The 23,249-nt window shown below is 62.8% G+C and carries 23 protein-coding genes, 1 tRNA gene and 2 pseudogenes; 15 read left to right on the forward strand and 11 right to left on the reverse strand.

Going from position 1 to position 23,249, the window contains the following annotated elements; translation table 11 throughout:
- Positions 1-146: 146 nt before the first annotated feature.
- The 6 genes and pseudogenes from AC56QX_RS26170 (at position 147) to AC56QX_RS26195 (ending at position 5,976) form a co-directional block, all read left to right on the forward strand.
- The gene (locus AC56QX_RS26170) at positions 147-1,235 is read left to right on the forward strand and encodes an ABC transporter ATP-binding protein (RefSeq protein WP_497111368.1); all 1,089 of its coding nucleotides are present in this window, start codon (positions 147-149) and stop codon (positions 1,233-1,235) included.
- A 34-nt stretch (positions 1,236-1,269) separates the two neighbouring features.
- Positions 1,270-2,558, forward strand: a pseudogene (locus AC56QX_RS26175) (ABC transporter substrate-binding protein).
- Between the two features lie 92 nt (positions 2,559-2,650).
- Entirely contained in the window at positions 2,651-3,562 is a 912-nt protein-coding gene (locus tag AC56QX_RS26180; RefSeq protein ID WP_497111369.1) for an ABC transporter permease, read from the forward strand.
- Between the two features lies 1 nt (position 3,563).
- On the forward strand, positions 3,564-4,382 hold the full coding sequence (locus AC56QX_RS26185) for an ABC transporter permease (protein ID WP_497111370.1): 819 nt from the start codon (positions 3,564-3,566) through the stop codon (positions 4,380-4,382).
- 2 nt (positions 4,383-4,384) lie between these two features.
- Positions 4,385-5,131: an aspartate/glutamate racemase family protein gene (locus tag AC56QX_RS26190; protein ID WP_497117900.1), complete on the forward strand. Its 747-nt coding sequence runs from the start codon at positions 4,385-4,387 to the stop codon at positions 5,129-5,131.
- Between the two features lie 5 nt (positions 5,132-5,136).
- Positions 5,137-5,976: a GNAT family N-acetyltransferase gene (locus tag AC56QX_RS26195; protein ID WP_497111371.1), complete on the forward strand. Its 840-nt coding sequence runs from the start codon at positions 5,137-5,139 to the stop codon at positions 5,974-5,976.
- A gap of 10 nt (positions 5,977-5,986) precedes the next feature.
- On the opposite strand, the pseudogene AC56QX_RS26200 reads toward AC56QX_RS26195, so the two are convergent.
- Positions 5,987-8,291, reverse strand: a pseudogene (locus tag AC56QX_RS26200) (GumC family protein).
- Between the two features lie 247 nt (positions 8,292-8,538).
- Between AC56QX_RS26200 and AC56QX_RS26205 the strand changes: the two are divergent.
- From AC56QX_RS26205 to AC56QX_RS26225, 5 genes are all read left to right on the forward strand, one after another.
- Entirely contained in the window at positions 8,539-9,102 is a 564-nt protein-coding gene (locus AC56QX_RS26205; RefSeq protein WP_027042340.1) for a polysaccharide biosynthesis/export family protein, read from the forward strand.
- A 10-nt stretch (positions 9,103-9,112) separates the two neighbouring features.
- Complete coding sequence (locus AC56QX_RS26210) at positions 9,113-10,243, forward strand: glycosyltransferase (RefSeq protein ID WP_497111372.1); 1,131 nt, start codon at positions 9,113-9,115, stop codon at positions 10,241-10,243.
- 89 nt (positions 10,244-10,332) lie between these two features.
- Positions 10,333-11,868 (forward strand): undecaprenyl-phosphate glucose phosphotransferase, encoded by a 1,536-nt coding sequence (locus AC56QX_RS26215; RefSeq protein WP_497111373.1) that lies wholly within the window; start codon positions 10,333-10,335, stop codon positions 11,866-11,868.
- Positions 11,865-13,124, forward strand: a complete 1,260-nt coding sequence (locus tag AC56QX_RS26220) for an O-antigen ligase family protein (RefSeq protein ID WP_497111374.1) — start codon at positions 11,865-11,867, stop codon at positions 13,122-13,124. The genes AC56QX_RS26215 and AC56QX_RS26220 overlap by 4 nt, the downstream gene beginning before the upstream one ends.
- 54 nt (positions 13,125-13,178) lie before the next feature.
- Positions 13,179-13,255: transfer RNA gene (locus tag AC56QX_RS26225), tRNA-Pro, on the forward strand.
- 105 nt (positions 13,256-13,360) lie between these two features.
- Here the strand turns inward: AC56QX_RS26225 and AC56QX_RS26230 are convergent.
- Both AC56QX_RS26230 and AC56QX_RS26235 read right to left on the reverse strand, forming a co-directional pair.
- Positions 13,361-13,822 carry a YbaK/EbsC family protein gene (locus AC56QX_RS26230; protein ID WP_497111375.1) on the reverse strand — a complete coding sequence of 154 codons (462 nt, stop codon included), beginning with the start codon at positions 13,820-13,822 and terminating at the stop codon, positions 13,361-13,363.
- A 183-nt stretch (positions 13,823-14,005) separates the two neighbouring features.
- A complete protein-coding gene (locus tag AC56QX_RS26235) occupies positions 14,006-14,290 on the reverse strand; it encodes a helix-turn-helix domain-containing protein (protein ID WP_497111376.1) in 285 nt (94 codons plus the stop codon).
- A gap of 285 nt (positions 14,291-14,575) precedes the next feature.
- On the opposite strand from AC56QX_RS26235, the gene AC56QX_RS26240 reads away from it, so the two are divergent.
- The gene (locus AC56QX_RS26240) at positions 14,576-15,190 is read left to right on the forward strand and encodes a hypothetical protein (RefSeq protein WP_497111377.1); all 615 of its coding nucleotides are present in this window, start codon (positions 14,576-14,578) and stop codon (positions 15,188-15,190) included.
- 148 nt (positions 15,191-15,338) lie between these two features.
- Here the strand turns inward: AC56QX_RS26240 and AC56QX_RS26245 are convergent, their stop codons facing one another.
- Complete coding sequence (locus AC56QX_RS26245) at positions 15,339-15,731, reverse strand: hypothetical protein (protein WP_497111378.1); 393 nt, start codon at positions 15,729-15,731, stop codon at positions 15,339-15,341.
- Positions 15,732-15,857: 126 nt separating this feature from the next.
- Here AC56QX_RS26245 and AC56QX_RS26250 point away from each other — a divergent pair, with 126 nt between their 5' ends.
- Together AC56QX_RS26250 and AC56QX_RS26255 are read left to right on the forward strand one after the other, a co-directional pair.
- Positions 15,858-16,862, forward strand: coding sequence for an ATP-grasp fold amidoligase family protein (locus AC56QX_RS26250; protein ID WP_497111379.1), 1,005 nt, complete (start codon positions 15,858-15,860; stop codon positions 16,860-16,862).
- Between the two features lie 153 nt (positions 16,863-17,015).
- Complete coding sequence (locus tag AC56QX_RS26255) at positions 17,016-17,294, forward strand: hypothetical protein (RefSeq protein WP_497111380.1); 279 nt, start codon at positions 17,016-17,018, stop codon at positions 17,292-17,294.
- A gap of 90 nt (positions 17,295-17,384) precedes the next feature.
- Here the strand turns inward: AC56QX_RS26255 and AC56QX_RS26260 are convergent, their stop codons facing one another.
- The 7 genes from AC56QX_RS26260 to AC56QX_RS26290 form a co-directional block, all read right to left on the reverse strand.
- Entirely contained in the window at positions 17,385-17,687 is a 303-nt protein-coding gene (locus tag AC56QX_RS26260; RefSeq protein WP_497111381.1) for a hypothetical protein, read from the reverse strand.
- 97 nt (positions 17,688-17,784) lie between these two features.
- A complete protein-coding gene (locus AC56QX_RS26265) occupies positions 17,785-18,324 on the reverse strand; it encodes a MerR family transcriptional regulator (protein ID WP_027042329.1) in 540 nt (179 codons plus the stop codon).
- A 212-nt stretch (positions 18,325-18,536) separates the two neighbouring features.
- Positions 18,537-18,872: an integration host factor subunit alpha gene (locus AC56QX_RS26270; protein WP_464610932.1), complete on the reverse strand. Its 336-nt coding sequence runs from the start codon at positions 18,870-18,872 to the stop codon at positions 18,537-18,539.
- An 88-nt stretch (positions 18,873-18,960) separates the two neighbouring features.
- Positions 18,961-19,932 carry a beta-ketoacyl-ACP synthase III gene (locus AC56QX_RS26275; RefSeq protein WP_497111382.1) on the reverse strand — a complete coding sequence of 324 codons (972 nt, stop codon included), beginning with the start codon at positions 19,930-19,932 and terminating at the stop codon, positions 18,961-18,963.
- A 9-nt stretch (positions 19,933-19,941) separates the two neighbouring features.
- Entirely contained in the window at positions 19,942-21,009 is a 1,068-nt protein-coding gene (gene plsX, locus AC56QX_RS26280; RefSeq protein WP_497111383.1) for a phosphate acyltransferase PlsX, read from the reverse strand.
- 114 nt (positions 21,010-21,123) lie between these two features.
- On the reverse strand, positions 21,124-21,672 hold the full coding sequence (locus tag AC56QX_RS26285; RefSeq protein ID WP_497111384.1) for a YceD family protein: 549 nt from the start codon (positions 21,670-21,672) through the stop codon (positions 21,124-21,126).
- Entirely contained in the window at positions 21,672-22,217 is a 546-nt protein-coding gene (locus AC56QX_RS26290; protein WP_497111385.1) for a ubiquinol-cytochrome C chaperone family protein, read from the reverse strand. Before AC56QX_RS26290 ends, AC56QX_RS26285 begins: the two co-directional genes overlap by 1 nt.
- Positions 22,218-22,331: 114 nt before the next feature.
- Between AC56QX_RS26290 and AC56QX_RS26295 the strand changes: the two genes are divergently transcribed.
- On the forward strand, positions 22,332-22,847 hold the full coding sequence (locus tag AC56QX_RS26295) for an outer membrane protein assembly factor BamE (protein ID WP_497111386.1): 516 nt from the start codon (positions 22,332-22,334) through the stop codon (positions 22,845-22,847).
- Positions 22,848-23,249: the final 402 nt, after the last annotated feature.

The raw sequence follows: 23,249 nt of genomic DNA on the forward strand, positions 1-23,249 counted from the left end.
CATTATTTGTGCAATGCACAAGATGGCTCGTTGCATGAGCAGCAGGCGAGAATCCTGATTTCTCTGACAATTCAATCGGTTGGACCAGCACATCCCATTTGGCACGCATGATGCTTTGGTTAATGCGACCAAACGGGGAAGCCTGAATGTCCAAAGCCGCCGAGATCGACATCGTGTCCGTTTCGAAAGTCTATGGAGCGACGACCGCCGTCGAGGACATCAGCCTGAAGATACCGGCGGGCACTTATTGCTGCCTGCTCGGCCCCTCCGGCTGCGGCAAGACCTCGACGCTGCGCATGATTGCCGGCCACGAAAGCATTTCGTCCGGTGATGTCCGTCTCGGCAACACCGTCGTCACCGACCTGCCCCCGGCCAAGCGCGGCACGGCGATGATGTTCCAGTCCTATGCGCTGTTCCCGCACCTCGACCTTATCGACAATGTCGCCTTCAGCCTGAAGATGAAGGGCGTCGACAGGGAACAGCGCCGCGCCAAGGCGCTCGACATGCTCAAGCTGATGCAGATGGAGGCCTATGCGACGCGCCGTCCGGCACAGCTCTCCGGCGGCCAGCAGCAGCGCGTCGCACTGGCCCGCGCTTTGATCACCGATCCCGAGGCACTGCTGCTCGACGAGCCGCTGTCGGCGCTCGACCCGTTCCTGAAGATCCGCATGCGCGCCGAGCTGAAGAAATTGCAGACCTCGCTCGGCATCACCTTCGTTCACGTCACCCACAGCCAGGAGGAAGCCATGGCCTTGGCGGACCTGATCGTGGTGATGAATGACGGCCGCATCGAACAGGCGGCACCTCCGCGCGACGTGTTCGAGCGGCCAGCCACAGCCTTCGTCGCGCGCTTCATGGGCGACCACAATGTCATCTCGGGCCGGGTAACCGGCGCGCGCGACGGCATGGTCGTCTTCGACGTCAATGGCGGCGGTTCGCTCGCCGCCAGCGGCAACCGCCAAGAGCCGGGCGCGCCGATCGACATCGCCATCCGCACCGACCATGTGCGCATTGGCGAAGCACCCGCGCCCGGGCTCGGCTTCACCGGCATCGTCTCCAACATCGAATATCGCGGCGCCACGGTGAAGCTTTCCGTCACCGGCGCCGGCATCGACGATTTCACCGTCATCGTCGACGATTCCGACTTCTTCGCCAAACCTGTCGCCATCGGCGACGCCGTACCGCTCGCCTGGGATCCGCAAGACGCGATCGTCCTCGGCCGCCTCAATTCATGACTCCAACCAAGCAAAACAAGACAGGGGAATAGACATGACAGACACCATACAAACCAAGACTGGCATTTCGCGCCGCTCGCTGCTCAAGACAGGTGCGGCCGCCGTCGGCCTCGCCGCTGGCTCCGGCGTCATCACCGGCTTCCCGACCATCTGGGCGCAGTCCAACATCACGCTGCGCCAGTTCGGCACCGGCGTGTCGAACCTCAACGCCATCGCCGACAAGTGCAAGGCCGACCTCGGCATCACGCTGGAGATGACGGCGACCGATTCCGACGCCGCCGCCCAGCGCGCCGTGACCCAGCCCGACAGCTACGACATCGCCGATATCGAATACTGGATCTGCAAGAAGGTGTTCCCCACCGGCGTGCTGCAGCCGATGGATGTCAGCAAGCTGAAATATTATGACGAGCTGGTGCCGCTGTTCAAAACCGGCAAACTCACTCCCGACAGCGTCATTGCCCAGGGCACCGCGCCGCATACCGTCGGCTTCGTCGAGGCACAGGACTCCAAGACCTTCGCCAAGGCGCCGACCAACTGGTTCACCATGGTGCCGACCATCTACAACGCCGACACGCTGGGCATTCGCCCCGACCTCGTCGGCCGCGACATCACCACCTGGGCCGACATCATGGACCCGGCCTTCAAGGGCAAGACCGCCATCCTCAACATCCCCCCATCGGCATCATGGACGCCGCCATGATCATGGAAGCCACCGGCAACATCAAATATGCCGACAAGGGCAACATGACCAAGGACGAGATCGACAAGACGATCGACTTCCTGATCAAGGCCAAGCAGGCCGGCCAGTTCCGCGCCTTCTGGAAGTCCTTCGACGAGAGCGTCAACCTGATGGCATCGGGCGAAGTGGTCATCCAGTCCATGTGGTCGCCGGCCGTCGCCGCCGTGCGCTCCAAGGGCATTGCCTGCCGCTTCCAGCCGCTCAAGGAAGGCTACCGTTCCTGGGGCGGCGGCCTTGGCCTCGCCGCCCACCTCAAAGGCGCCGAACTCGACGCGGCCTATGAATACATCAACTGGTACACGTCGGGCTGGGTTGGCGGCTATCTCAACCGCCAGGGCTACTATTCGGCCAACATGGTCTCGGCCAAGAAGTTCATGACCGAGGACGAGTGGGGCTACTGGATCGAGGGCAAGCCGGCCAAGGGCGAGATCAAAGCGCCGGACGGCACCGTCATGGAAAAGGCCGGCGCCGTGCGCGATGGCGGCTCCTTCGAGGAGCGCATGGGCAAGGTCGCCTGCTGGAACTCGGTGATGGACGAGGACCGCTACATGGTGAAGCGCTGGAACGAGTTCATCGCGGCGTAAGGGAACAAGCGCCCCTCTCCTCTACCCCTTCTCCCCTTGCAGGGAGAAGGGGTAACGCGGCTCCGCCCGCATCGCCAAAACCGAGAGCCTAGATGACAGTCGCGCTCGAACGCCCCGCAATCGCCGCCGCGAAACCAGTCCGACGCCGCCGATTCTCGCTCGGCGCCATCACGCCCTATCTGCAGTCGGCGCCGCTGGCGCTGATCCTCGGCGCGTTCCTGCTTTTGCCGATCATCATGATCGTCGTCGTGTCCTTCTGGGACTACGACTTCGCCGCCATGTATCCTGACTTTCTCACCACCAACTATTCCGATGTGCTGGGCTCGTGGGTCACCTGGAAGACCTATCTCAACACCATAAAATTCGCGGCCATCGTCTGGGCGCTGACCTTGTTTATCGGCTTCTGGGTCGCCTATTTCCTCGCCTTCCACATCCGCACGACGGCCATGCAGATGGTGCTGTTCCTGGTCTGCACCGTGCCGTTCCTGACCTCCAACATCATCCGCATGATCTCGTGGATCCCGGTGCTCGGCCGCAACGGGCTGATCAACTCGACGCTGGTGCATATGGGGCTGGTGCCAAAACCCATCGAATGGCTGCTTTATTCCGAATTCGCGGTCGTGCTGGCCATGGTACATCTCTACACGTTGTTCATGGTGACGCCGATCTTCAACACGCTGATGCGCATCGACCGCTCGCTGGTCGAGGCCGCGCGCGACGCCGGCGCCTCCGGCTGGCAGGTGCTGTGGAACGTCATCATCCCACTGGCCAAGCCAGGCATGGCGATCGGCACGATCTTCGTCGTCACGCTGGTCATGGCCGATTTCTCCACCGTGCAGGTGATGTCTGGCGGCCAGAGCGCGTCGGTGGCGCTGATGATGAAGAACCAGATGTCGCTGCTGCAATATCCGGCCGCGGCCGCCAACGCGGTGGTGCTTTTGGTCCTGGTGCTCTTGATGGTCGCCGGCATCCTGCGCATCGTCGACATCCGCCGGGAGCTTTGACGTGAGCCACGAAAAACGCACCCTCGAATTTTACGTGCTCGCCGCCTTCTTCGCGCTGTTCGTGCTGTTCCTCTACGGCCCGCTGTCGGCGATCCTGATCCTCTCCTTCCAGGGTGAGACCGGCGGCCTCACCTTCCCGCTCAACGGCGTGTCGCTGCACTGGTTCGCCAATCTGTTCGAGCGCCAGGCAGTTGGCGATTTCGGCGGCAGCTTCAAGCGCTCTCTGGTGCTCGGCCTGATGGTGATGGTCGTCACCGTCATCGTCTCGCTGCTCGCCGGCCTTGCCTTCCGCCAGAAATTTCGCGGCGCCACCGCACTGTTCTATCTGGCGGTCGCCAGCCTCGTCGTGCCCTCGATCATCATTTCGCTCGGCATCGGCGTGGTTTTCCAGCAGGTCGGCTTGCGCCCGGCCTGGTATACGTCGGCCTTCGGCGCGCATTTGACATGGACCTTGCCGTTCGGCGTGCTGATCATGTTCGCCGTCTTCAACCGCTTCTCGCCAGCCTATGAGGAAGCCGCGCGCGACCTTGGCGCCACCTCCTGGCAGACCTTCGCCCATGTCGTGCTGCCGATGATCGCGCCGAGCCTGATCGGCGTCGGCCTGTTCGGCTTCACGCTCTCCTATGACGAGTTCGCCCGCACGTTGATGACATCGGGAACCTTCAACACGCTGCCGCTCGAGATCTATGGCATGACCACCAATGTCACAACGCCGGTGCTCTACGCGCTGGGCACGGTGACCACCGTGTTCTCCTTCCTGGTGATCCTGGCAACGCTGGGCGCCATCCTCTATGTCGGCCGCCGCCGGGCGAGAGCGTGATCGTGCAGATCCTTGTGGTGAACCCCAACACGACGGCGAGCATGACCGAGACGATCGCGGCTGCCGCGCGCGGCGTCGCCGGCGTCCGGACCGAAATCGTCGCCGTCACCTCGTCCACGGGACCAGCCTCGATCGAGGGCTATTATGACGAGGCGCTGGCCGTGCCCGGCCTGCTGATGGAGATCGCCGCCGGCGAACGCCGCGGCGCGCAGGCGGCGATCATCGCCTGTTTCGACGACACTGGGCTGGACGCCGCGCGTGCCATGGCCGCCATTCCCGTCATCGGCATCTGCGAGGCCGCACTCAGCATGGCCTCCTTCATCGCCCAGCGTTTCACCGTCGTCACCACCACCGAACGCTCGCGCGTGCCGGTGGAGGGGTTGGTGCAACGCTACGGCATGTCGGGACGGGCGCGCGTGCGGGCTGCCGACATTCCAGTGCTGGCACTCGAGGACCCGGCATCAGGAGCGGTCGGCAAGCTGCGCGACGAGATCGCCCGGGCCGTGGAGGAGGACCGTGCCGAAGCCATCGTGCTTGGCTGCGCCGGCATGGCGGACCTTGCTCATCAGTTGCAGGCGGATTTCGGACTGCCTGTCATCGACGGTGTCGGCGCCGCGATCAAGCAGGCCGAAGCGTTGATTGCGCTCGGCCTGTCGACATCGAAGCGCGGCGCCTATGCCAGTCCGCTGGCCAAGCCCTATCGTGGTATGCTGAAATCATTCTCGCCCGGAGCAGTCGCCGCGGAGTGAGCACCATGCAACCGATCATCCGCACGCTGTCGCTGGCGGAATTGGCCGACCTCATCGACTGGGCGGCGGTCGAGGGCTGGAACCCCGGCCTTGACGACGCGGCGAGGTTCCAGGCGGCGGATCCGGAGGGTTTCATTGGCGCCTTTGTCGGCAACGACATGGTCGCCGCGATCTCGGCCGTGGCCTATGGGCGCGATTTTGGTTTCATCGGCCTCTACATCTGCCGTCCGGACATGCGCGGCAAGGGCTATGGCAAGGCGGTGTGGACCGCGGGTATGGACAGGCTGGCTGGGCGCACCGTCGGCCTCGATGGCGTCGAAGAGCAGCAGGCCAACTACCGGAGCAAGGGGTTGAGGCCGGTCTACGAGACGATCCGTTACAGCGGGCGGCCCGCGGCCCTGCCCGTCGGCGCTGGGAGGTCTCGTATCGTGGTGGCTGCGCAGCCGGTGCCCGACATCATCGGATATGACGCGCTTTGCTTTCCCGCGCCCCGGCATTCTTTCCTGCAGCAATGGCTGCAGCCGCCACACCGTGCCCTGGCGGCGGTCACATCACGGGGAACGGCCGGCTATGCGGTGGCGCGATCCTGCCGCAGCGGCTTCAAGATCGGCCCGCTCTTCGCCGACGACGCGCAGACCGCACTCGAATTGGTCGGGGAACTGGCGAGCGCATGCGATGGTAGCGAACTGAACATCGACGTCCCGGCCACCCAGGTGGATTTCATCGCGGCGCTCGAGGCAGCAGGCTTCTCAGCGACCTTCAGCACCACGCGCATGTACAAAGGCACGCCCCCGAAGCTCGATGCCGACAGGGTATTCGGCGTGACGACGCTGGAGCTGGGATAGGCCGCCGCTTTCAGGCGGCGGAGCGCCGGCCCGGCGTGCCCGGCGGCTCGTGGCCAAGCGGCGTCACCAGCGTCAGGTCGGGGTAACCGCTCTCGATCAGCTTGACCGCCGCCTGCGTCACCTCGTCGTCCGGCTCGAGCATGGACAGGAACACTTCAGTGGCATCGCCGCCGAGGCGGCTGATGCCTTGCGCGTCAGCCGGCCCGCATTCGACCACCACCAGGTCATAGGCGGTGGTCAGCGATTGCATGATGATCGGCAGCCGGTCGGCGGCACGCATGGCGCGGACCGGATCGGCGGTGCCGACGGGAATGACGTGGCAGTCGGAATAAAGATCGGCATGGATCACGTCGCTGAACTGCGCCTGCGAAGCGAGCAGATCGGTGATGCCAGGGAAAAGCCCGCTGTCCAGCATCGGCCGCGAGGCGGCGCCCGAGGCGGTGAGGTCGAGCAGCAGCACGCGCAGGCCGGCGTCGGACACCTCGCGCGCCACCAGGATCGCCGATGCGGCCGCCTCGTCGCCTTCGGGCGACACGAATATGGCGCGCGCGGCGCCGCTGGCGATCAGCTTTTCCGCGGCCTTCTCGATGTCGATCTCACCGAGCACCGAGCGTGGCCGCTGGGCCTCCTCAACAGGCTCCGGCTCGGCGACCGATTCGGCTTCCGCGACAGGCTCAGCCTTGGCCACAGCTTCGGCTGCGGCAACAGGCTGCGGCTGCGGCTGCGCCAGCATCTCCGACCCCATGACCGGTTCCGTGGCCGCTTCTGGCCAAGGCGTCTCGGCGGCACGATTGGCGAATTCGCTGGCGACAGCCGGCTCCACGCGTGCATATGGCTCCAGAGGAGCGGCAGGCTCCTGGCGGGCAGTTGCCGGCATCGCCACTTCGTTGATCGGCGCGAAACGCGCGCCGGTGGCCGGGCGCATGGCGCGGCCCGAGAAGAGTTCCTTGAGCAGCGTGTATACCGCGGCCAGCAGAAGGGAAGCCGCGGCGGCAGCGCCAACGATCGGCCCGACCTTGGGGAAATACGGCTCGGCGGGCACCGAAGCCGGTGAGGAGACACGGGCGTCGACCGGCACGTAGTTGCGGTCCTGACGTGAAGCTGCCTCGCGGTAATTGGTCAGATAGAGTTCCAGCTGCTGGCGCTTGGCGGCGGCATCGCGCTGCAGCGCGTCGAGACCGACCTGCTCGTTGCCGGCCTGCGCCGATGCTGCCTTCAGTTGATTGACGTCGGCGATGAGCTGGCTTTCACGCGCCTTGGCGGCATCGGCCTGCATCACAAGGCCCTTCATGATCTTCTGGGCCTCGTTGCGGATCTGCGCATCGAGATCGGCCAGCTGTGATTTCGCGGCGCGAACGCGTGGATGATTGTCGAGCATCGTCGTCGACAGATCGGCGATGTTGGCGCGCAACTCGGCCTGCCGCTCCCGCAAACGCTGGATCAGGTCGGACGACAGCACTTCCGGCAGCGAGTCGAGCGAGCCGCCATTCTGCAGCGCCTTGCGCACGCTGTCGGCGGTGCCTTCGGCCGCGGCGCGGTTGGCCCGCACCCGTGACAATTCAGTCGAGAGCTCGGCCAGCTGCTGCGTGGCCAGGGTGGCATTGTTGCCGCCCATCAGCAGGTCGGACTGGCCGCGGTAGGCCGCGACCTTGGCCTCGGCATCCCTGACCTGCTTCGACAGGTCGGCAATCTCGGGCGCCAGGAAGTCCGCGGCGGCGGTGTTCGATCTCGCTCTTGGCCGCGCCCTGCCCGGCAATATAGGCCGCGGCAATGGCATCGGGGATGGCGGCTGCCAGCTTGGGATCCTCAGAGGAGAACTCGATGGCAATGATGCGGGTCTTTTCAACGCCGAAGACGTTGAGCTTTTCGCGCATCTTCTTCAACACGCGTTCGTCGGCCGGAACATCCATCGGGTCGTTCTTCAGCCCAAGCAGGATCAGCACGCGGCTCACGGACGACATGTTGATCGTTTCGTCGAACTCGCGCAGTCGCGACAGGCCAAGTTTCTGCGCCACCTGCTTGAGGATTTCGTTGGACGAAATGATCTGGACCTGGGTGGCGACCCCTTGCTCGTCGAGGATCGGCTTGTCGCCGTCATTGTTGCTGCCGGCCGGGCGGGTGTAGACGGATTCGCGCGGGGCGATTTCGATCTGCGTCTGGGCCTTGTAATGCTTTGTCGCGAATGATGCGAAGGCAAACGCCAGGCCCGTCACCACCAGGACGAAAAGCACTATGCGCAGCCAGTTCCTCGCCAGGCTGGCGAAGAGCTGCCTGAGGTCAACGTCGACATCTGCGGCCGCGGACTGAACGGACATGCATCCCTACTCCGAAACTGGGTCAGGATGTACCGTAAACAACTATGGTAACTCAGCCGTTAAGATCGCGGCAATACTCCGTTAGGGATTACTGGTGAGCCGCAAGAAAAACGATAAAAATACCAAAACCGTGAGCGCTCTCGACCGGCTCCTTTACCGGCCATTAACCCTAACAGGATGATAACGGACCCGATCCCAGATGTTTGCTGCGACGCCGCAGCGGCCAGTCGAAGGTACGTATCCGGTCATGAAAAGCACTGCCTCCCTCTTTCGCGCTCTGCTTGCCGTATCGATGCTCGCCGGCTGCTCCAGCTACCGGCCGACGCCGGCGGCCTTCCACGAGGTCCTTGACCAGCCCTATCGTCTCGGCGCCGGCGACCGCATCCGCGTCACCGTGTTCGAGCAGGACGGCCTGACCAACACTTACAGTGTCGATCAGTCCGGCTACCTCTCCTTCCCGCTTGTCGGCGCCATACCGGCGCGTGGCCACACCGCGCAGCAGATGGAAAAGGAGATCGCCGACAAATTGCGGCAAGGCTATCTGCGCGACCCCGACGTCTCGGTCGAGATCGATCGCTACCGGCCGATCTTCGTCATGGGCGAAGTGGGTGCCGCCGGTCAGTATTCCTATGTGCCCGGCCTGACCGTGCAGAAGGCCATCGCCATTGCCGGTGGCTTCTCGCCGCGCGCCAACCAGGAAAGCGTCGACATCACCCGCGACATCAATGGCAAGGTGATGACCGGCCGCGTGGTCACATCCGATCCACTGCTGCCCGGAGACACCGTCTACGTCCGCGAACGCCTGTTCTGACAGACACCACGTGGCGGACAAGCTCAGGATCGTCCACTGCTTTCGTTCACCCGTCGGAGGAATTTTCCGGCATGTGCGCGACCTGACGGAAGCGCAGGTCGCCGCCGGTCATATGGTCGGCATCGTCTGCGATTCGACCACCGGCGGCGAATTCGAGGAGCGCCTGTTCGAGCAGATGAAGGACATGCTGGCGCTCGGCATCCATCGCACGCCGATGCAGCGCCATGTCGGGCCGGGCGATCTCGCCTCGGCCCGGCGCACCTACAAGATCATCAAGGAATTGCGGCCGGACGTGTTGCACGGGCACGGCGCCAAGGGTGGCGCTTATGCCCGTCTGTTCGGCTCATTGTTGCGGGTATCAAGGTCTCGCGTAGCCCGCCTTTATTCGCCGCATGGCGGCTCCCTCCACTATGACGAAACAACAGCCACCGGAAAGCTGTTCTTCGCGCTGGAGCGCATCATGGCGCGCTTCACCGATTGCCTACTGTTCGTCTCCGACTACGAGCGGCGGACCTATCGCAGGAAGGTCGGCGAGCCGCCGATCCCGAACACGCTGGTCTACAACGGACTGCGCGCCGCCGAATTCGAACCGGTGATCATCGCATCCGATGCGGCTGATCTGCTCTATATCGGCATGATGCGGGACCTGAAGGGGCCCGACATCTTCATCGATGCCCTGGCAGCCGCCGGTCCCCGGCTTGGCCGGGCGCTGAGCGCGGTGATGGTCGGCAACGGCGACGACCTGCCGCGCTACCATGCGCAGGTAGAGCGCCTGGGGCTGCAAGGCCATGTTCGCTTCCTGCCGCCAATGCCGGCCAGGCAGGCCTTCGCGCTGGCGGCGCTGGTGGTCGTTCCATCGCGCGCGGAAGCCATGCCCTATATCGTGCTGGAGACACTGGCAGCGGCAAGACCCATGATCGCCACCGCCGTCGGCGGCATACCGGAGATTTTCGGTACCGGCTCCCCTGCCCTGATCCGGCCCGATCCGGTTGAACTCGCCGACAAGATGAGCGCGGCGCTGGCGGATATGGCCGCCTACAGCAAACTCATGCCCGACGGCGCCAGCCTCAGGGCGCGCTTCGGCGCCGACGTCATGGCCACCGAAATCGAGAAGGCCTATTTCGCCGCGCTCGACAGGTAACGCCCAAGCGTTTCCAAAGCCATGCGTTGTTTCAAGGGTTTCTTAGCTCTCTTTTGCTATTGACCGAGGGGAAGCTTGCGGAAAGCCCCATGAACGAGATCGACCCAGCGCGCCGCTTTTCACCTGAAGCGGTGCGTAAATTCGACGGCCCAGCTGAGGGTGATGTGCCCGGCGGAATGAATGACGTTGCCCGGCAGGTCGCGTCGCAATACCGACGCGATACGATGTCGCCGATCATGGTCAGCGGCGTCCTGCGCATGGTCGAGTTCGGGATCCTGTTCGTTTCGGGGCTCTGCGTTTATTTCTACTTTGTCGGTTTCTTCAACTATCTCGCCTGGCAATATCCGGTGACGATTGCCGCCGCGTCGTTCCTCGCCGTGGTGCTGCTCGATGTCACCGACTGCTACCAGGTCGTTTCCCTGATGCGGCCGATCGCCAATCTTGGCCGCATCCTGCTGGTCTGGGCCGGCACCTTCGCGCTGATGGCGTTGACGGCCTTCGCCATGAAGATGTCGGAAGACTATTCGCGGCTTCTGTTCGGCACCTGGTTTGTCGTCGGCTTCGTCCTCCTCTTTGGCCTCAGGCTGGTGATGTCGAGACTGATCCGGCGCTGGGCACGCGATGGCCGCATGGAGCGGCGCGCCGTCATCGTCGGTGGCGGCAAGGCGGCGGAAGTCCTGATCCGCTCGGTCGAAAAGCAGCCTTACAACGACATCCGCATCTGTGGCATCTTCGATGACCGCTCAGACAAGCGCTCGCCGCCGATCGTCGCCGGCTATCCCAAGCTCGGCACCATTTCGGAACTGATCGAGTTCGCCCGTATCGCCCGCATCGACATGCTGATTGTATCGCTGCCGCTGACCGCCGAAACGCGTGTGCTGCAGCTGTTGAAGAAGCTGTGGGTGCTGCCGGTTGATATCCGGCTTTCGGCGCATTCCAACGCGCTGCAGTTCCGCCCACGCGCCTATTCCTTCATCGGCTCGGTGCCGATGCTCGACATCTTCGACAAGCCGATCAACGACTGGGATTCCGTCGCCAAGCGCGCCTTCGACATCATTTTTTCGCTGGTCGGCATCATCGTCTTCTCGCCGGTGATGTTGGCGACCGCGATCGCCATCAAGCTCGACAGCAAGGGACCGGTGCTGTTCAAGCAGAAGCGGCATGGCTTCAACAACGAGATCATCGAGGTCTACAAGTTCCGCTCGATGTACACGGACCGGTCGGATCCGACCGCCAAGCAGACGGTGACCAAGAACGATCCGCGCGTCACCCGCGTCGGCCGCTTCATCCGCAAGACGTCGATCGACGAACTGCCGCAGTTCGTCAATTCGCTGCTGGGCTCGCTGTCGCTGATCGGCCCACGCCCGCATGCGATTGCCGCGCAGTCGCACAACCTTCTCTACAACGAAGTGGTCGACGGCTATTTCGCCCGCCACAAGGTCAAGCCCGGCGTCACCGGCTGGGCGCAGATCAATGGCTGGCGCGGCGAGATGGACACCAACGAGAAGATCCGCATGCGGACGGAATACGACCTCTACTACATCGAGAACTGGTCGCTGCTGTTCGATCTGCGGATTCTGTTCCTGACACCGATCCGGCTGCTCAACACGGAAAACGCCTATTGAGCGCGATTTCCCATGAGCTGCCGCCGAGCGCGGTCAACGCCAAGCTGATCGCGCTGATTTCTTCCGCTGCGGTGGTGGTCGGTATCCTTCTGTCCGGCTTTGTCATCAGCGAGCCGGCGCCCTACGAAATCTACATGGCCGGGCTGATCGCCATCTGGGCTCTGTTCGGCCTGCGGATTTCGCGTGCGGCCATGCCGCTGCTGGTGCTGCTGGTGACGATGAACATCGGCGGCATGATCTCGATGACGCAGATGGCGGACCTCGCCTTCACGCCGCTCTATCTCTCCGTATCGCTGTTTCTCGCTTTCAGCGCGGTGTTCTTCGCCTCCGTGACAGCGACACAGCCAGGCCTCTACCGGCTGATCTTCAATGCCTATGTCGTCTCGGCGGTGGCGACGTCGCTGCTCGGCATAGCCGGCTATTTCCACGCCTTTCCCGGCGCCGAAATGTTCACCAAATACGACCGCGCGGCCGGCGCCTTCCAGGACCCGAACGTCTTCGGACCGTTCCTGGTGCTGCCCGGGATCTATCTGCTTTATCTGATCCTGACCGGTTCGGTCTCGCGCATGCCGCTGCTGGCGGTGCCGCTGCTGATCATCACATTGGGCATCTTCTTCTCCTTCTCGCGTGGCGCCTGGGGCATGTTCGCCGTCTCGGCGGTGCTGCTTACCGGCTGCCTGTTCCTGCAGAGCGCCAGCGGCAAGTTCCGGCTGCGCGTGGTGATCATGACCATCGCCGCGCTGTCACTGCTGACGATCGCCATCATCGTCATCCTGCAATTGCCCGGCGTGTCGGAGATGTTCTCCAACCGTGCCCACCTCGAACAGAGCTATGACACCGCCCGCCTCGGCCGCTTCGCCCGCTATGCGATTGGCTTCCAGATGGCGATGGAGCGTCCGTTCGGCATCGGGCCGCTGGTTTTCGGCAAGATGTTCGGCGAAGACACGCACGACATCTGGCTGAAAATGCTGATGGATTATGGCTGGTTGGGTTTCGTGTCGTTCCTGACCCTTGTCGTCTGGACCATCACAGCCGGTTTTCGAATCCTGCTGCGCGACCGGCCATGGCAGCCCTATCTCCTGTGCGCCTATGTCGCCTTCATCGGCAATATCGGGCTCGGCACCTTCATCGACATCGACCACTGGCGCCACATGTATCTGCTGCTCGGCCTGATCTGGGGCGCCATCGCGCTGGAATACCGCCATCAGCGGCTGTTGCGGCCGGCATTTCCAGGCGAGTCGGCGATCGCACGATAGACGCCGAATTTCGGTTGACCCGAACAGGGTTATCACGATACATCGCGACCGGTCCGGAGTGTAGCGCAGCCCGGTAGCGCACTTGACTGGGGGTCAAGGGGTCGTCGGTTCGAATCCGGCCACTCCGACCATTTTAAACAAGGACTTGCCCCCGAAGTCCCCCAGCCAGATCGGCCGATCCTCGAATCGCCCCTTCCCTTGTCGTGCTGGTCTCAGCTCTGGATCGGACCCGGCCTCTAAGCCTGGCACACATCCACCCACTCAGCGCCAGTAAGCTCAACCATCCTCTGCGGTGCAATCCGCACAGCCGCGTTGGTAGCACCGGCAGCCGGCACCACCTCGTCGAATTCGCGCAGCGACACGTCGCAGTAGACCGGCAGTGGCGCCGGTAGGCCGAACGGACAGACACCGCCGACCGGATGGCTCGTGGCGGCGACAACTTCCTCTGCGTCCAGCATGCGCGGCTTGCCGGCGAACTGGTCCTTGAACTTGCGGTTGTCCAGCCTGGCGATGCCGCTGGTCACGACCAGCATGGTGCGCTCGCCGACGCGCAGGCAGATGGTCTTGGCGATCTGCGCCGGCAGGACGCCATGCGCTTCCGCCGCCAGCGTGACCGTCGCCGAACTTGCTTGCGTGACGATGACCTCGATATCGGGCGCATGAGCGGCGAAGAAGGCGCGAACAGAGTCCAGGCTCATATCAGAAAACCCACGATTCAAAGCCGATGCACGGCAAACGCGATTGGCGCAGATTTGTATGCCGCAGGTATAAACACGCGCGATCTGTCAATCGGCAAGCCCGGCCTGCCTGGGAACGCCGTGGCTTCAACAAGAAACCCGCCAAGCGGCCTTGGCGGGTTCTCTTGCATGCTCGGTACTGGTCTATACCAGGGGTCGGCCTTGTGCGGCCGGCGTCGGCGCGGCGGGCGCCATGATGGCGTCCTGAGGCATGCGAAGCGCGGACGCAATACGACGCAGCTTCGACGGATCGGCCGCCCGGCCGTTCTCGATATCCTCAATCTCGCCGACCGACAGGCCGCAGGTCAGGGAAAGCTCTTCCACGCTGTATCCGCGGGTTTCCCGCATTGCTCTGAGGGTGCTGTAATCGTGCCCGATCTCACTGGCTAACGGTTCGGAGAGGGCATGGCTTTTTGCATTGTTGGGCATTGGCAACTCCGGTGGCTGAAAGCGTTTTGATCAAAAAATGGAGTGTTGCCTGAGACGAGCAGGAACATGCCCGCTCGCCGGCGATTTGCCAAGAGCCAAAGGCTGTCACGCTATCGTGAACCTCTGGCCCGCGATGCGGTTGCACGCATATCGGCGCCATCAAGTTCTTTTGAACACCCCGGCACCTTTTTGCTCGGAGGTTTCAGCCCACCTGTTCGTTGTTCTGATGCGCTGGCGTGGAAACCATCCGGTTCCAGCCGGCCCGTTCCCAGAAGGATCTCTGCAATGAACTTCAAGACATTCATGGTCGTGCTCGGCGCGATCTCCAGCCTTTCCGTTGCCGCTGTCAGCGGCGCCCAGGCGGCGGACGCACTGCGCGTGCGCGGCACGGTGGTCAGTTTCGAGCCATCGCTGCTCACCGTGAAAACCCGCCAGGGCGATACCTCGGCGATCAAGCTCAATACCGGCTGGAAGATCTCCGGCGTCGCCAGCGCCTCCGAAAAGGACATCAAGCAGGGCGATTTCCTTGGCATCGCATCGGTCTCGAAGGCGGATGGCGGCAGTGGGGCGCTGGAAGTGGTGATTTTCCCAGCCGCCTTGAAAGGCACTGGCGAGGGCGACCGTCCGTGGGACCTGCAGCCGAACAGCCGCATGACCAACGGCACCGTGGCCGACGTCACCGACATAAACGGGCGCGCCGTGACGCTGACCTATGACAACGGCCAGACCAAGAAGATTTCGATCCCCGAAAGCACGCCCGTCGTGACCTTCGCCCCGGCCATGCCTACCGATCTCAAGCCAGGCGCAACGGTCTTCGTCAACGCCCAGCGTGAGGCAGACGGCACGCTGAGTTCCAGCCGCGTCGTAGTGGGAAACAATGGCGTGATCCCGCCGATGTAGCCAAACAAGCGGCAAAGCCGGCTTTTCGGCGCTCGCAAAGATGTGACGTGAAGCCGGCTTCCTTGGAAACAGTCCAGAAACAAAATTCTACAATCGGGAAATACTGACGAAAAAAATCGGGAGCGTAATCCCATCCGCGGCAGCCGGGCTATCGATCCGAGTCATACCTGCCGGCGAAACAAAAGGAAACGATCCCATGAAGAAGTCCCTCCTCTCGGCCCTCGGGCTTGCAGTTGCATTGGCTTTCACGGCGCCCGTGGTCGGTGCGACGAGCGCGGACGCGGCCCCGATGGCAAAGCATCATCGTCATCATCACCATCATCGTTATCATCACCGCCATCATCACTACCATCATCATCACCACCACATGAAGAAGATGGCAAAGAAGACCTACTAAGCATACCAGACTGCCAACGAGAAGACCGGCCTTGGCTTCTTGTTCAAGGTTGGTCTTCTCGTGGTTGTGCAATGCCAAGCCCGACATCAAACCGGGCCTATCAAATTTCGCCTGACGATCCTGCTGGTCCAGGATTTTCGGCACCACCCATGATCCCGCGACGGCAAGCAAAATCTTTCACACGGCGCCAAATCGCGATACGGCAGGAATGTTGCTGACCCGGTGTATGGCGCTGGATCGGGCGTTCGCGAACAGGACCAGGTATCCCCGATGACGGCCAAGGCCGATATCTCCCGGACAGACCGGCTTTTCCTGTCGGCCGCCCGATTGTGGCTCACGCTTCGCCACCCCGCCCTTGTCGTGCGATTCTTCCTGAAACTGGGCTATCTGCCCAATCCGGCCGCGCCCGTGCGCTACCACGAGCTGCTGCTCTGGCGAAAGATTCTCGACCGCAATCCGCTGTTCGTGACGCTGACCGACAAGCTCGCGGCCAAGGCCTATATTCGAGACGCCTGCCCCGAGATCGCCGTGCCGAAAACGCTTTGGTGCGGACGCGACGCGGCCGACATCCCTGCGAACCTGCTGGCCGGCAATATCATCGTCAAGACAAACCACGGCTGCGCGATGAACATATTCGTTGCCAATGGCCACCCCAATCATGGCCTCATCGTCGCCAAGACGAGGCACTGGCTGAGAAAACGCTACGGCCGCCGCAATGGCGAATGGGCCTATTGGCCTGTCATTCCCACCGTCTTCGTGGAAGAGCGGCTGGCGCTCTCGGGCGCAAGGATCGCAACCGACATCAAAGTGCATGTCTGCGGCGGCGTGGTAACGCATGCCTGGGTCGAGGACAAGGAAGCCGGGCGTTCACTGCTGTTGGACCGGGACGCCAATCCATTGCCCGGGCGCGATCCGGACTATCCCCGCGAGGATCAGGCGGTGCCCGTCAATACGCGGCTTCTCGACTATGTCCGTCAGGCGGTATCGATCGCCCCTGTTATCGCCGGCAAGCTCGACTACATCCGCATCGACTTCCTGGTCACCGACCATTGTCTCTACGCCGGCGAGATCGTCGTCTATCCCGGCGCCGGCTATGGCACCACCACCAATCCGGCCTTCGCCGGCGAAATCGAACGGCTCTGGCGGCTCGACCAATCCGCATTCCTGCGCCGCTCCCACAAAGGGGCTGTGCGCCTCTATGCCGACGCGCTCCGCGCCAGATACCGGAGCGGCATCGCAAGTGACCAGGCTGGGGTCACGCAGCACTCCGGATGAAGCCGCCGGGATCGGCAGCGCGTTTTTTCCGCAACCACCGCATGAACCTTTCCTTCGAGGGCAGCACTAAGCCTGCATGGACGCCAGCAAGGCGATCCCCAACCAGATGGACGCCGGCAAGGCGATCCGCAATCGAACAGAAGGAAATGCTCAATGACCAACATCTCGAACTTCAAGCGCCTCTCGCTCGCTGCCGCCGTCGCCATCTCGGCGATCGGCTCGATGTCGATGACGAATTCGGCTTTCGCCAACGGCACGCACCCCACCGGTGACGGCGGCGCGGTTTGCAAGGGCGCAGGCCACTGTCTCGTGCTCTCGATCGAGTGCAAGGGCACCTATACCGACGCCACCGACAAGAATGGCACGGTCTATGGCAAATGCAGCCAGACCGCGCAGGTTTCGCCGCAGGCCAAGATCAAGCTCGCGAAGTAACCACCTGACGGCAATGAGAATGGCGGCTCACCCCTCAGGGTCGGCCGCCATTTTCTCAACTGAATTCCTGTCTTATGACCGAGGGCTCCCTCAGCGCCGGCTGAACAGCAGGCTGGCGACCAGGCCGAGCACCACAAGGCCAACGGCGGCGGCCGCCGCCGGGTGATCACGGGCCGATTTCTCCATTACCCTGCCCTGCTTGCGGATTGCCGGCATGGCATCGCGTAGACGTCCGGCAAGGTCGGAATATGTGTCGAGAGCGGCATCGCGGCCATCTTCATAGTAAGCGCCACCCCGCTTCGACACGGCCTTGCGCAACGCCGCGAGTTCCCTCGAGAGGGCCGCGACCTGCTTTTCGAGGTCGATGTCGGAAAGGGTCGAAAATGTTGCCATCATGAGTTTCCTTGTCTTGCTGCAGGAAAGTCTTGCAGAAGGAAACGTAACGCCTCACCCCTCGGCGGGTTCCGGTCTCGAGCGATTGGTGCGGCGGTCAGCGCACCTGGTCAAGCAGGCGCTTGCATTCCAAGAGGTCGAACAGCGCCTCCTGCAGCAGCGCGCGATTGTCGCGCGAGAGTTTCGACGCGTCCGGCTGAACCGGACCTTCCTCGTCGCTCTTGCCCAGGCCGAAAAAGCGGCGGCTGGGCTTGACCCTTGGCTGGCCAACCAGTTCATCATCGCCGCCGCGCGGCTGTGCTGCCGGCGTCAGCGGCACCTGATCGGCCTGCTTTCGCTGCGAGATCGCCTCGACGGCGGCCATGTCGCCATTGCCGATGGCGACGAGAAAATGGTTGCCATTCTCGCGCAGCAGCTTCTGCACGCCCTTGATGGTGTAGCCCTGGTCGTAGAGCATGTGGCGGATGCCCTTGATCAGCTCGACATCCTGCGGCCGGTAGTAGCGACGGCCGCCGCCGCGCTTCATCGGCTTGATCTGGTTGAAGCGCGTTTCCCAGAAGCGCAGCACATGCTGCGGCAGGTCGAGATCTTCGGCGACCTCGCTGATGGTACGGAAGGCGTCAGGGCTCTTGTCCATGGGCGAAATCCTCACGCTGGAGCGTGATCCGGAACGGTCTTCAGACGAGATCAGGCTCAACGAAGGAGATAGTCATTCCGTTTGCGCCGAATGATCATACGCTGAACACCAATCCGGCCATGCTACCGAATCGGGCCTTATTTCAGCGGTTTGTGAAGCAATATTCAAGCCCGGCGTCATGGCGAGGCCGGTTTTCAACCGTACAATGGAGGCTATTTGCCGCCCTTGGCCTTGCTGTTCTGGTGGGAACGCAAGATACGGTTCTTCAACACGTTCGACGACTTGAAGGTCATCACCCGCCGCGGCAGGATCGGCACCTCTTCACCGGTCTTGGGATTGCGCCCAATGCGCTCGTTCTTGGAGCGGACGTGGAATGTCGCGAAAGACGACAGCTTGACCGTCTCGCCACGCACGATGGCTTCGCAGATTTCGTCCAGCACCGCTTCGACCAGTTCGGCGGATTCAGTGCGCGACAGACCGACCTTTCGGTAGACGGCCTCCGCTAGGTCGGCACGCGTAAGTGTCTTTCCCCCATGCGACCGTCCCATCAGTTCAAACATAAAATCGGCACAACAACGGCTGAGCCTAAGTAATTGATCCGGCAAGGTCAAGGACCGAAACCGGACCGTTCGGCACTTACCAGCGAACCAGAACGGCGCCCCAGGTGAAGCCGCCGCCCATCGCTTCCAGGAGGACGAGGTCGCCCTTCTTGATGCGGCCGTCGGCGACAGCCACCGACAGCGCCAGCGGCACGGAAGCAGCCGAGGTGTTACCGTGCAAATCGACCGTAACCACCACCTTTTGTTCTGCAATCCCGAGCTTCTTGGCCGAAGCGTCAATAATTCGTTTATTGGCCTGGTGCGGCACGAACCAGTCGAGATCGTCGGCGGTGATGCCGGCGGCCGAGAAGGTCGCCTCGATGACATCGGTGATCATGCCGACCGCATGCTTGAAGACTTCGCGGCCTTCCATCCTGAGGTGGCCGACGGTTCCTGTCGTGGATGGTCCGCCGTCGACAAAAAGCTTGTCCTTGTGCGCACCGTCTGAGCGCAGGCTGGCGGCCAGAACGCCGTGATCGGCAATCGTGCCAGCCCCCTCGCCTGCTTCCAGGACCAGTGCGCCGGCGCCGTCGCCGAACAGCACGCAGGTCGAGCGGTCGCTCCAGTCGAGGATGCGGGAGAATGTTTCCGAACCGATCACCAGCACGCGTTTGGCCAGGCCGCCGCGGATGTAGAGATCGGCTGTCGTCACCGCATAGACAAAGCCCGAGCACACCGCCTGCATGTCGAAGGCAAAGCCGTGATGCATGCCGAGGCGGTTCTGGATCTCGACCGCGGTCGCCGGGAATGTGTTGTTGGGGGTCGACGTCGCCAGCACGATCAGGTCGATATCGTCAGGCGTCAGCCCGGCATTGGCAAGGGCGGCCCGGGCCGCGGCCTCGCCCAGCGAAGCCGTCGTCTCGTCGTCGGCCGCGATATGACGCTGGCGGATGCCGGTGCGCTGGGCGATCCACTCGTCCGAGGTCTCGACCATGCCTTCGAAATCGGCATTCTTCATGATGCGGCGGGGCAGCGCGGCGCCAGTGCCGCGCACGACTGATCTGATCAAAATTGTTTCCTATTCCTTCGCGTCGGTACCGTCGGATTTCCGGGATGACAGGGCATGCGGGTTGCGCGCATGAAACAGGTCCAGGTCGGCCTCGATGCGGTCAAGCAGATTGTTGCGCACCATGTCGTAACCAAGCTCGATCGCGGCGGCGAAACCGTCCGAGTCAGCACCGCCGTGGCTTTTGACGACGATGCCGTTCAGCCCCAGGAACACGCCGCCGTTGGAGCGACCGACATCCATCTTTTCGCGCAGGCGATCGAAGGCGCCCTTGGCGAAGACATAGCCGATCTTGGCCATCAGCGTGCGGCTCATCGCGGCGCGCAGGTAACCGGCGATCTGGCGCGCGGTGCCTTCGGCCGTCTTCAGCGCGATGTTGCCGGCAAAGCCTTCCGTCACCACCACGTCGACCGTGCCCTTGCCGATATCGTCGCCTTCGACGAAGCCATGATAGTTCATCGAGGCCATATTGGCCTCGCGCAGCATGCGTCCCGCTTCCTTGACCTCTTCCTGGCCCTTGATCTCTTCGACGCCGACATTGAGCAGGCCGACGGTGGGCCGGGCGATGCCGAAGACGGAGCGCGCCATGCCGGTGCCGAGAATGGCAAAATCAATGAGCTGGTGCGCATCGGCGCCGATGGTGGCGCCGACGTCTAGAACCACGCTTTCGCCGCGCAATGTCGGCCACAATGCAGCAATCGCCGGGCGATCGATGGTGGCCATGGTGCGCAGGCAGAATTTCGACATCGCCATCAACGCGCCGGTGTTGCCGGCGGAGATGCAGGCGTCCGCGGCGCCCGACTTGACCGCTTCGACAGCCTTCCACATCGATGACTTCCAGCGGCCATGGCGCAGCGCCTGGCTCGGCTTATCGTCCATCCTGACCGCGATCTCGCAGTGGAAGAATTCGCTCACCTCGGCCAGTTTGGGAAACTTGGCCAGTTCGGGGCGCACGAGCTCCTCACGCCCGTAGATGACGAAGCGGATGTCGGGACGGCGGGTGGCGACCGTCATGAGCGCCGGAATGACCACGGCTGGTCCGTGATCGCCGCCCATGGCATCGATGGAAATCCTGATCACGCGGTATTCATCTCACGGGTTAGGCGGCAGGTCGCTTTAGTGGTCGCGAAGGTTCGGCGAAAATAGCGGTTTTGGCTTTTCACACAACCGACTTTTCCATCGCGGGCGAGGTTTTCAGGATTTTCCCAGCAAGGATCGCAGTTTTTGCTGAAATTCATTCTCCGCCGCTTCGGTCTCGCCGCCGGCATCGAGCAACGCGCCCGATTTGCGCGGATAGGGGTCGATCGCCAGTCCGAAGAACTGTTCGGCAAGCGCCCCGACATCGATGATGTCACCGGAGAATGTTTCGGGACTGTCAGGGCCATCCGCGTCGAGCAGGATCTCGCCGCCGCCGTCGAACCCCTGCCGTCCAAGCTTGGAATCCTCGGGCAGCAGCAACGCCTCGAATGGCTCGTCGATATGTGCAGCGACGGGATCGAGCGTGACGATGCAGGCCTGCGTGATATCGGCCTGGACACGACCGCTGACCTTTACGCCATTGCGTTTCCAGGAGGCCACAAGGAGTTCGGCGCGATAGGCTTCGACCGACAGCAGTCCGTGCTCTTCGGCGAGCGCGGCTCGCTGGGCGGCGTCGGCCTCGATCACCACGGGCAGGCCCTTCTGCGGCAGACGGGCGACGTTCGCGAAAAAGGCAACCGGGCTCTGCGGATCAGCATGTTTCATCAAGCACCTCCCTTGGCGAGCGGAAACGCCGCCTTGCCGGAAACGATTGATTCGGACGGCTGCGCGGCCAGCTGCCGGCAGGCATCGGCGACATAGTCGGCCAAATTCTGCGCCTCCGGCCACGTGCCGGAATCGGGCCGGACATTGCGGGCAAGAGCCGCGGTCAGCCCGTCGCGATCGCTTCTTTCAAGCGCATCATCATAGGCGGCGGTGCGGCCATAAAACATCTTCGCCAGTTTCTTCATACGCTTGGGCACGCCGACGTCACCAATGCCCAGCTCACGCAGCGAATGGTCGACGTCGAGGAAGAACTCGTCGATCAGCACCTGGGCGATCTCCTGCGCCACACCGTCCTCGCCGCGCAAGCGATGCTGGAAGAGGAACATATGCAACGAAAGCATCTCGAAACGGCCGAGCGGCGTGTCCGGCACATTCCAGTGGGAATAAAATACACTCTGCCGCGCCGCCGCCACGATTTGTGCGTAAAGCGCGTCCGTGATGGCGCGGTTGGCGTGGCGTTCGCGACCAAAAAGGCGCTGGAACATGGGGATGGTCTCCGGGGACCGTTTGTTGAATTGGCCTTGTTGCATCGGCAAGCAAGCTGGTTTACCGGTTTTGCGGCCCAGCGCAAGTTGCGGCGATATAATGGAGAATTGTTGTTGCGCGCGCTGAATTTCAAGTCGACCTTCTCGTCCAGGCCCGCCGGCGCGATCTCGCTGCTGCTCGTCATATCGGCGCTCTCGGCATGTCATACCAACAAGATGTTCGGCGACCTCAGTCCGAGCGAGACGCTCACGCAAGGCTATGTCTACGACCAGCAGGCCGTCGATTCGGTGCCCGTCGGCTCCAGCCGCGAGCAGGTGCTTCTGGCGCTTGGCACGCCGTCGACCACGGCGACTTTCGACAACGAGGCGTTTTATTACATTTCGCAAACGCGCAAGCGCTATGTCGCCTTCGACAAGCCCAGGCTTGTCGACCAGAAGGTGCTCGCTGTCTATTTCGGCGCCGATGGCCGCGTCACCCAGATCGCCAATTACGGCTTGAAGGACGGCAAGATTTTCGACTTCATCTCGCGCACCACGCCGACTGGCGGCAAGGACCAGAACTTCCTCGGCCAGATCATCAACGGCGCCAGCAAGCTGGCGCCCGGCATCCCCGGCGGCGGCACTCCCTGATCATCAGACCCTGCTTCCCCACGGGGAAAGCGACAATATCTCAGGCGACCGAAAACCCGTGGGAGCGATCTCACGGGTTTTTGTTTGGCCAAGGCAGGCCCGGCTTGTCAGCAATGGGGCAAGACTGCCGCAGCCGAGGCGCCCCACTTGAGCAGATATACCTGCCTTAGGCGCAAGATTTTTGGCAGCCTGCGGCATCCACCCCACGGCTCGGTCCTTCCGCCACCGACACAGACCTGGCGGATTCGTCTCCCGGCTGCGCAAGATTCGTGGCCTGCCCACCAATGCCTGAGCGCGAGCCGCGCGTGCGGCAGATTCGGGTGCTCTATCGCGGCCGCTTGGACACGGACGCCAACGGCAGATGAATCCCCGTCGAGACTGACGTACCAAACAAAAACCCGC

Source organism: Mesorhizobium sp. RCAM 06353, from assembly GCF_059683585.1.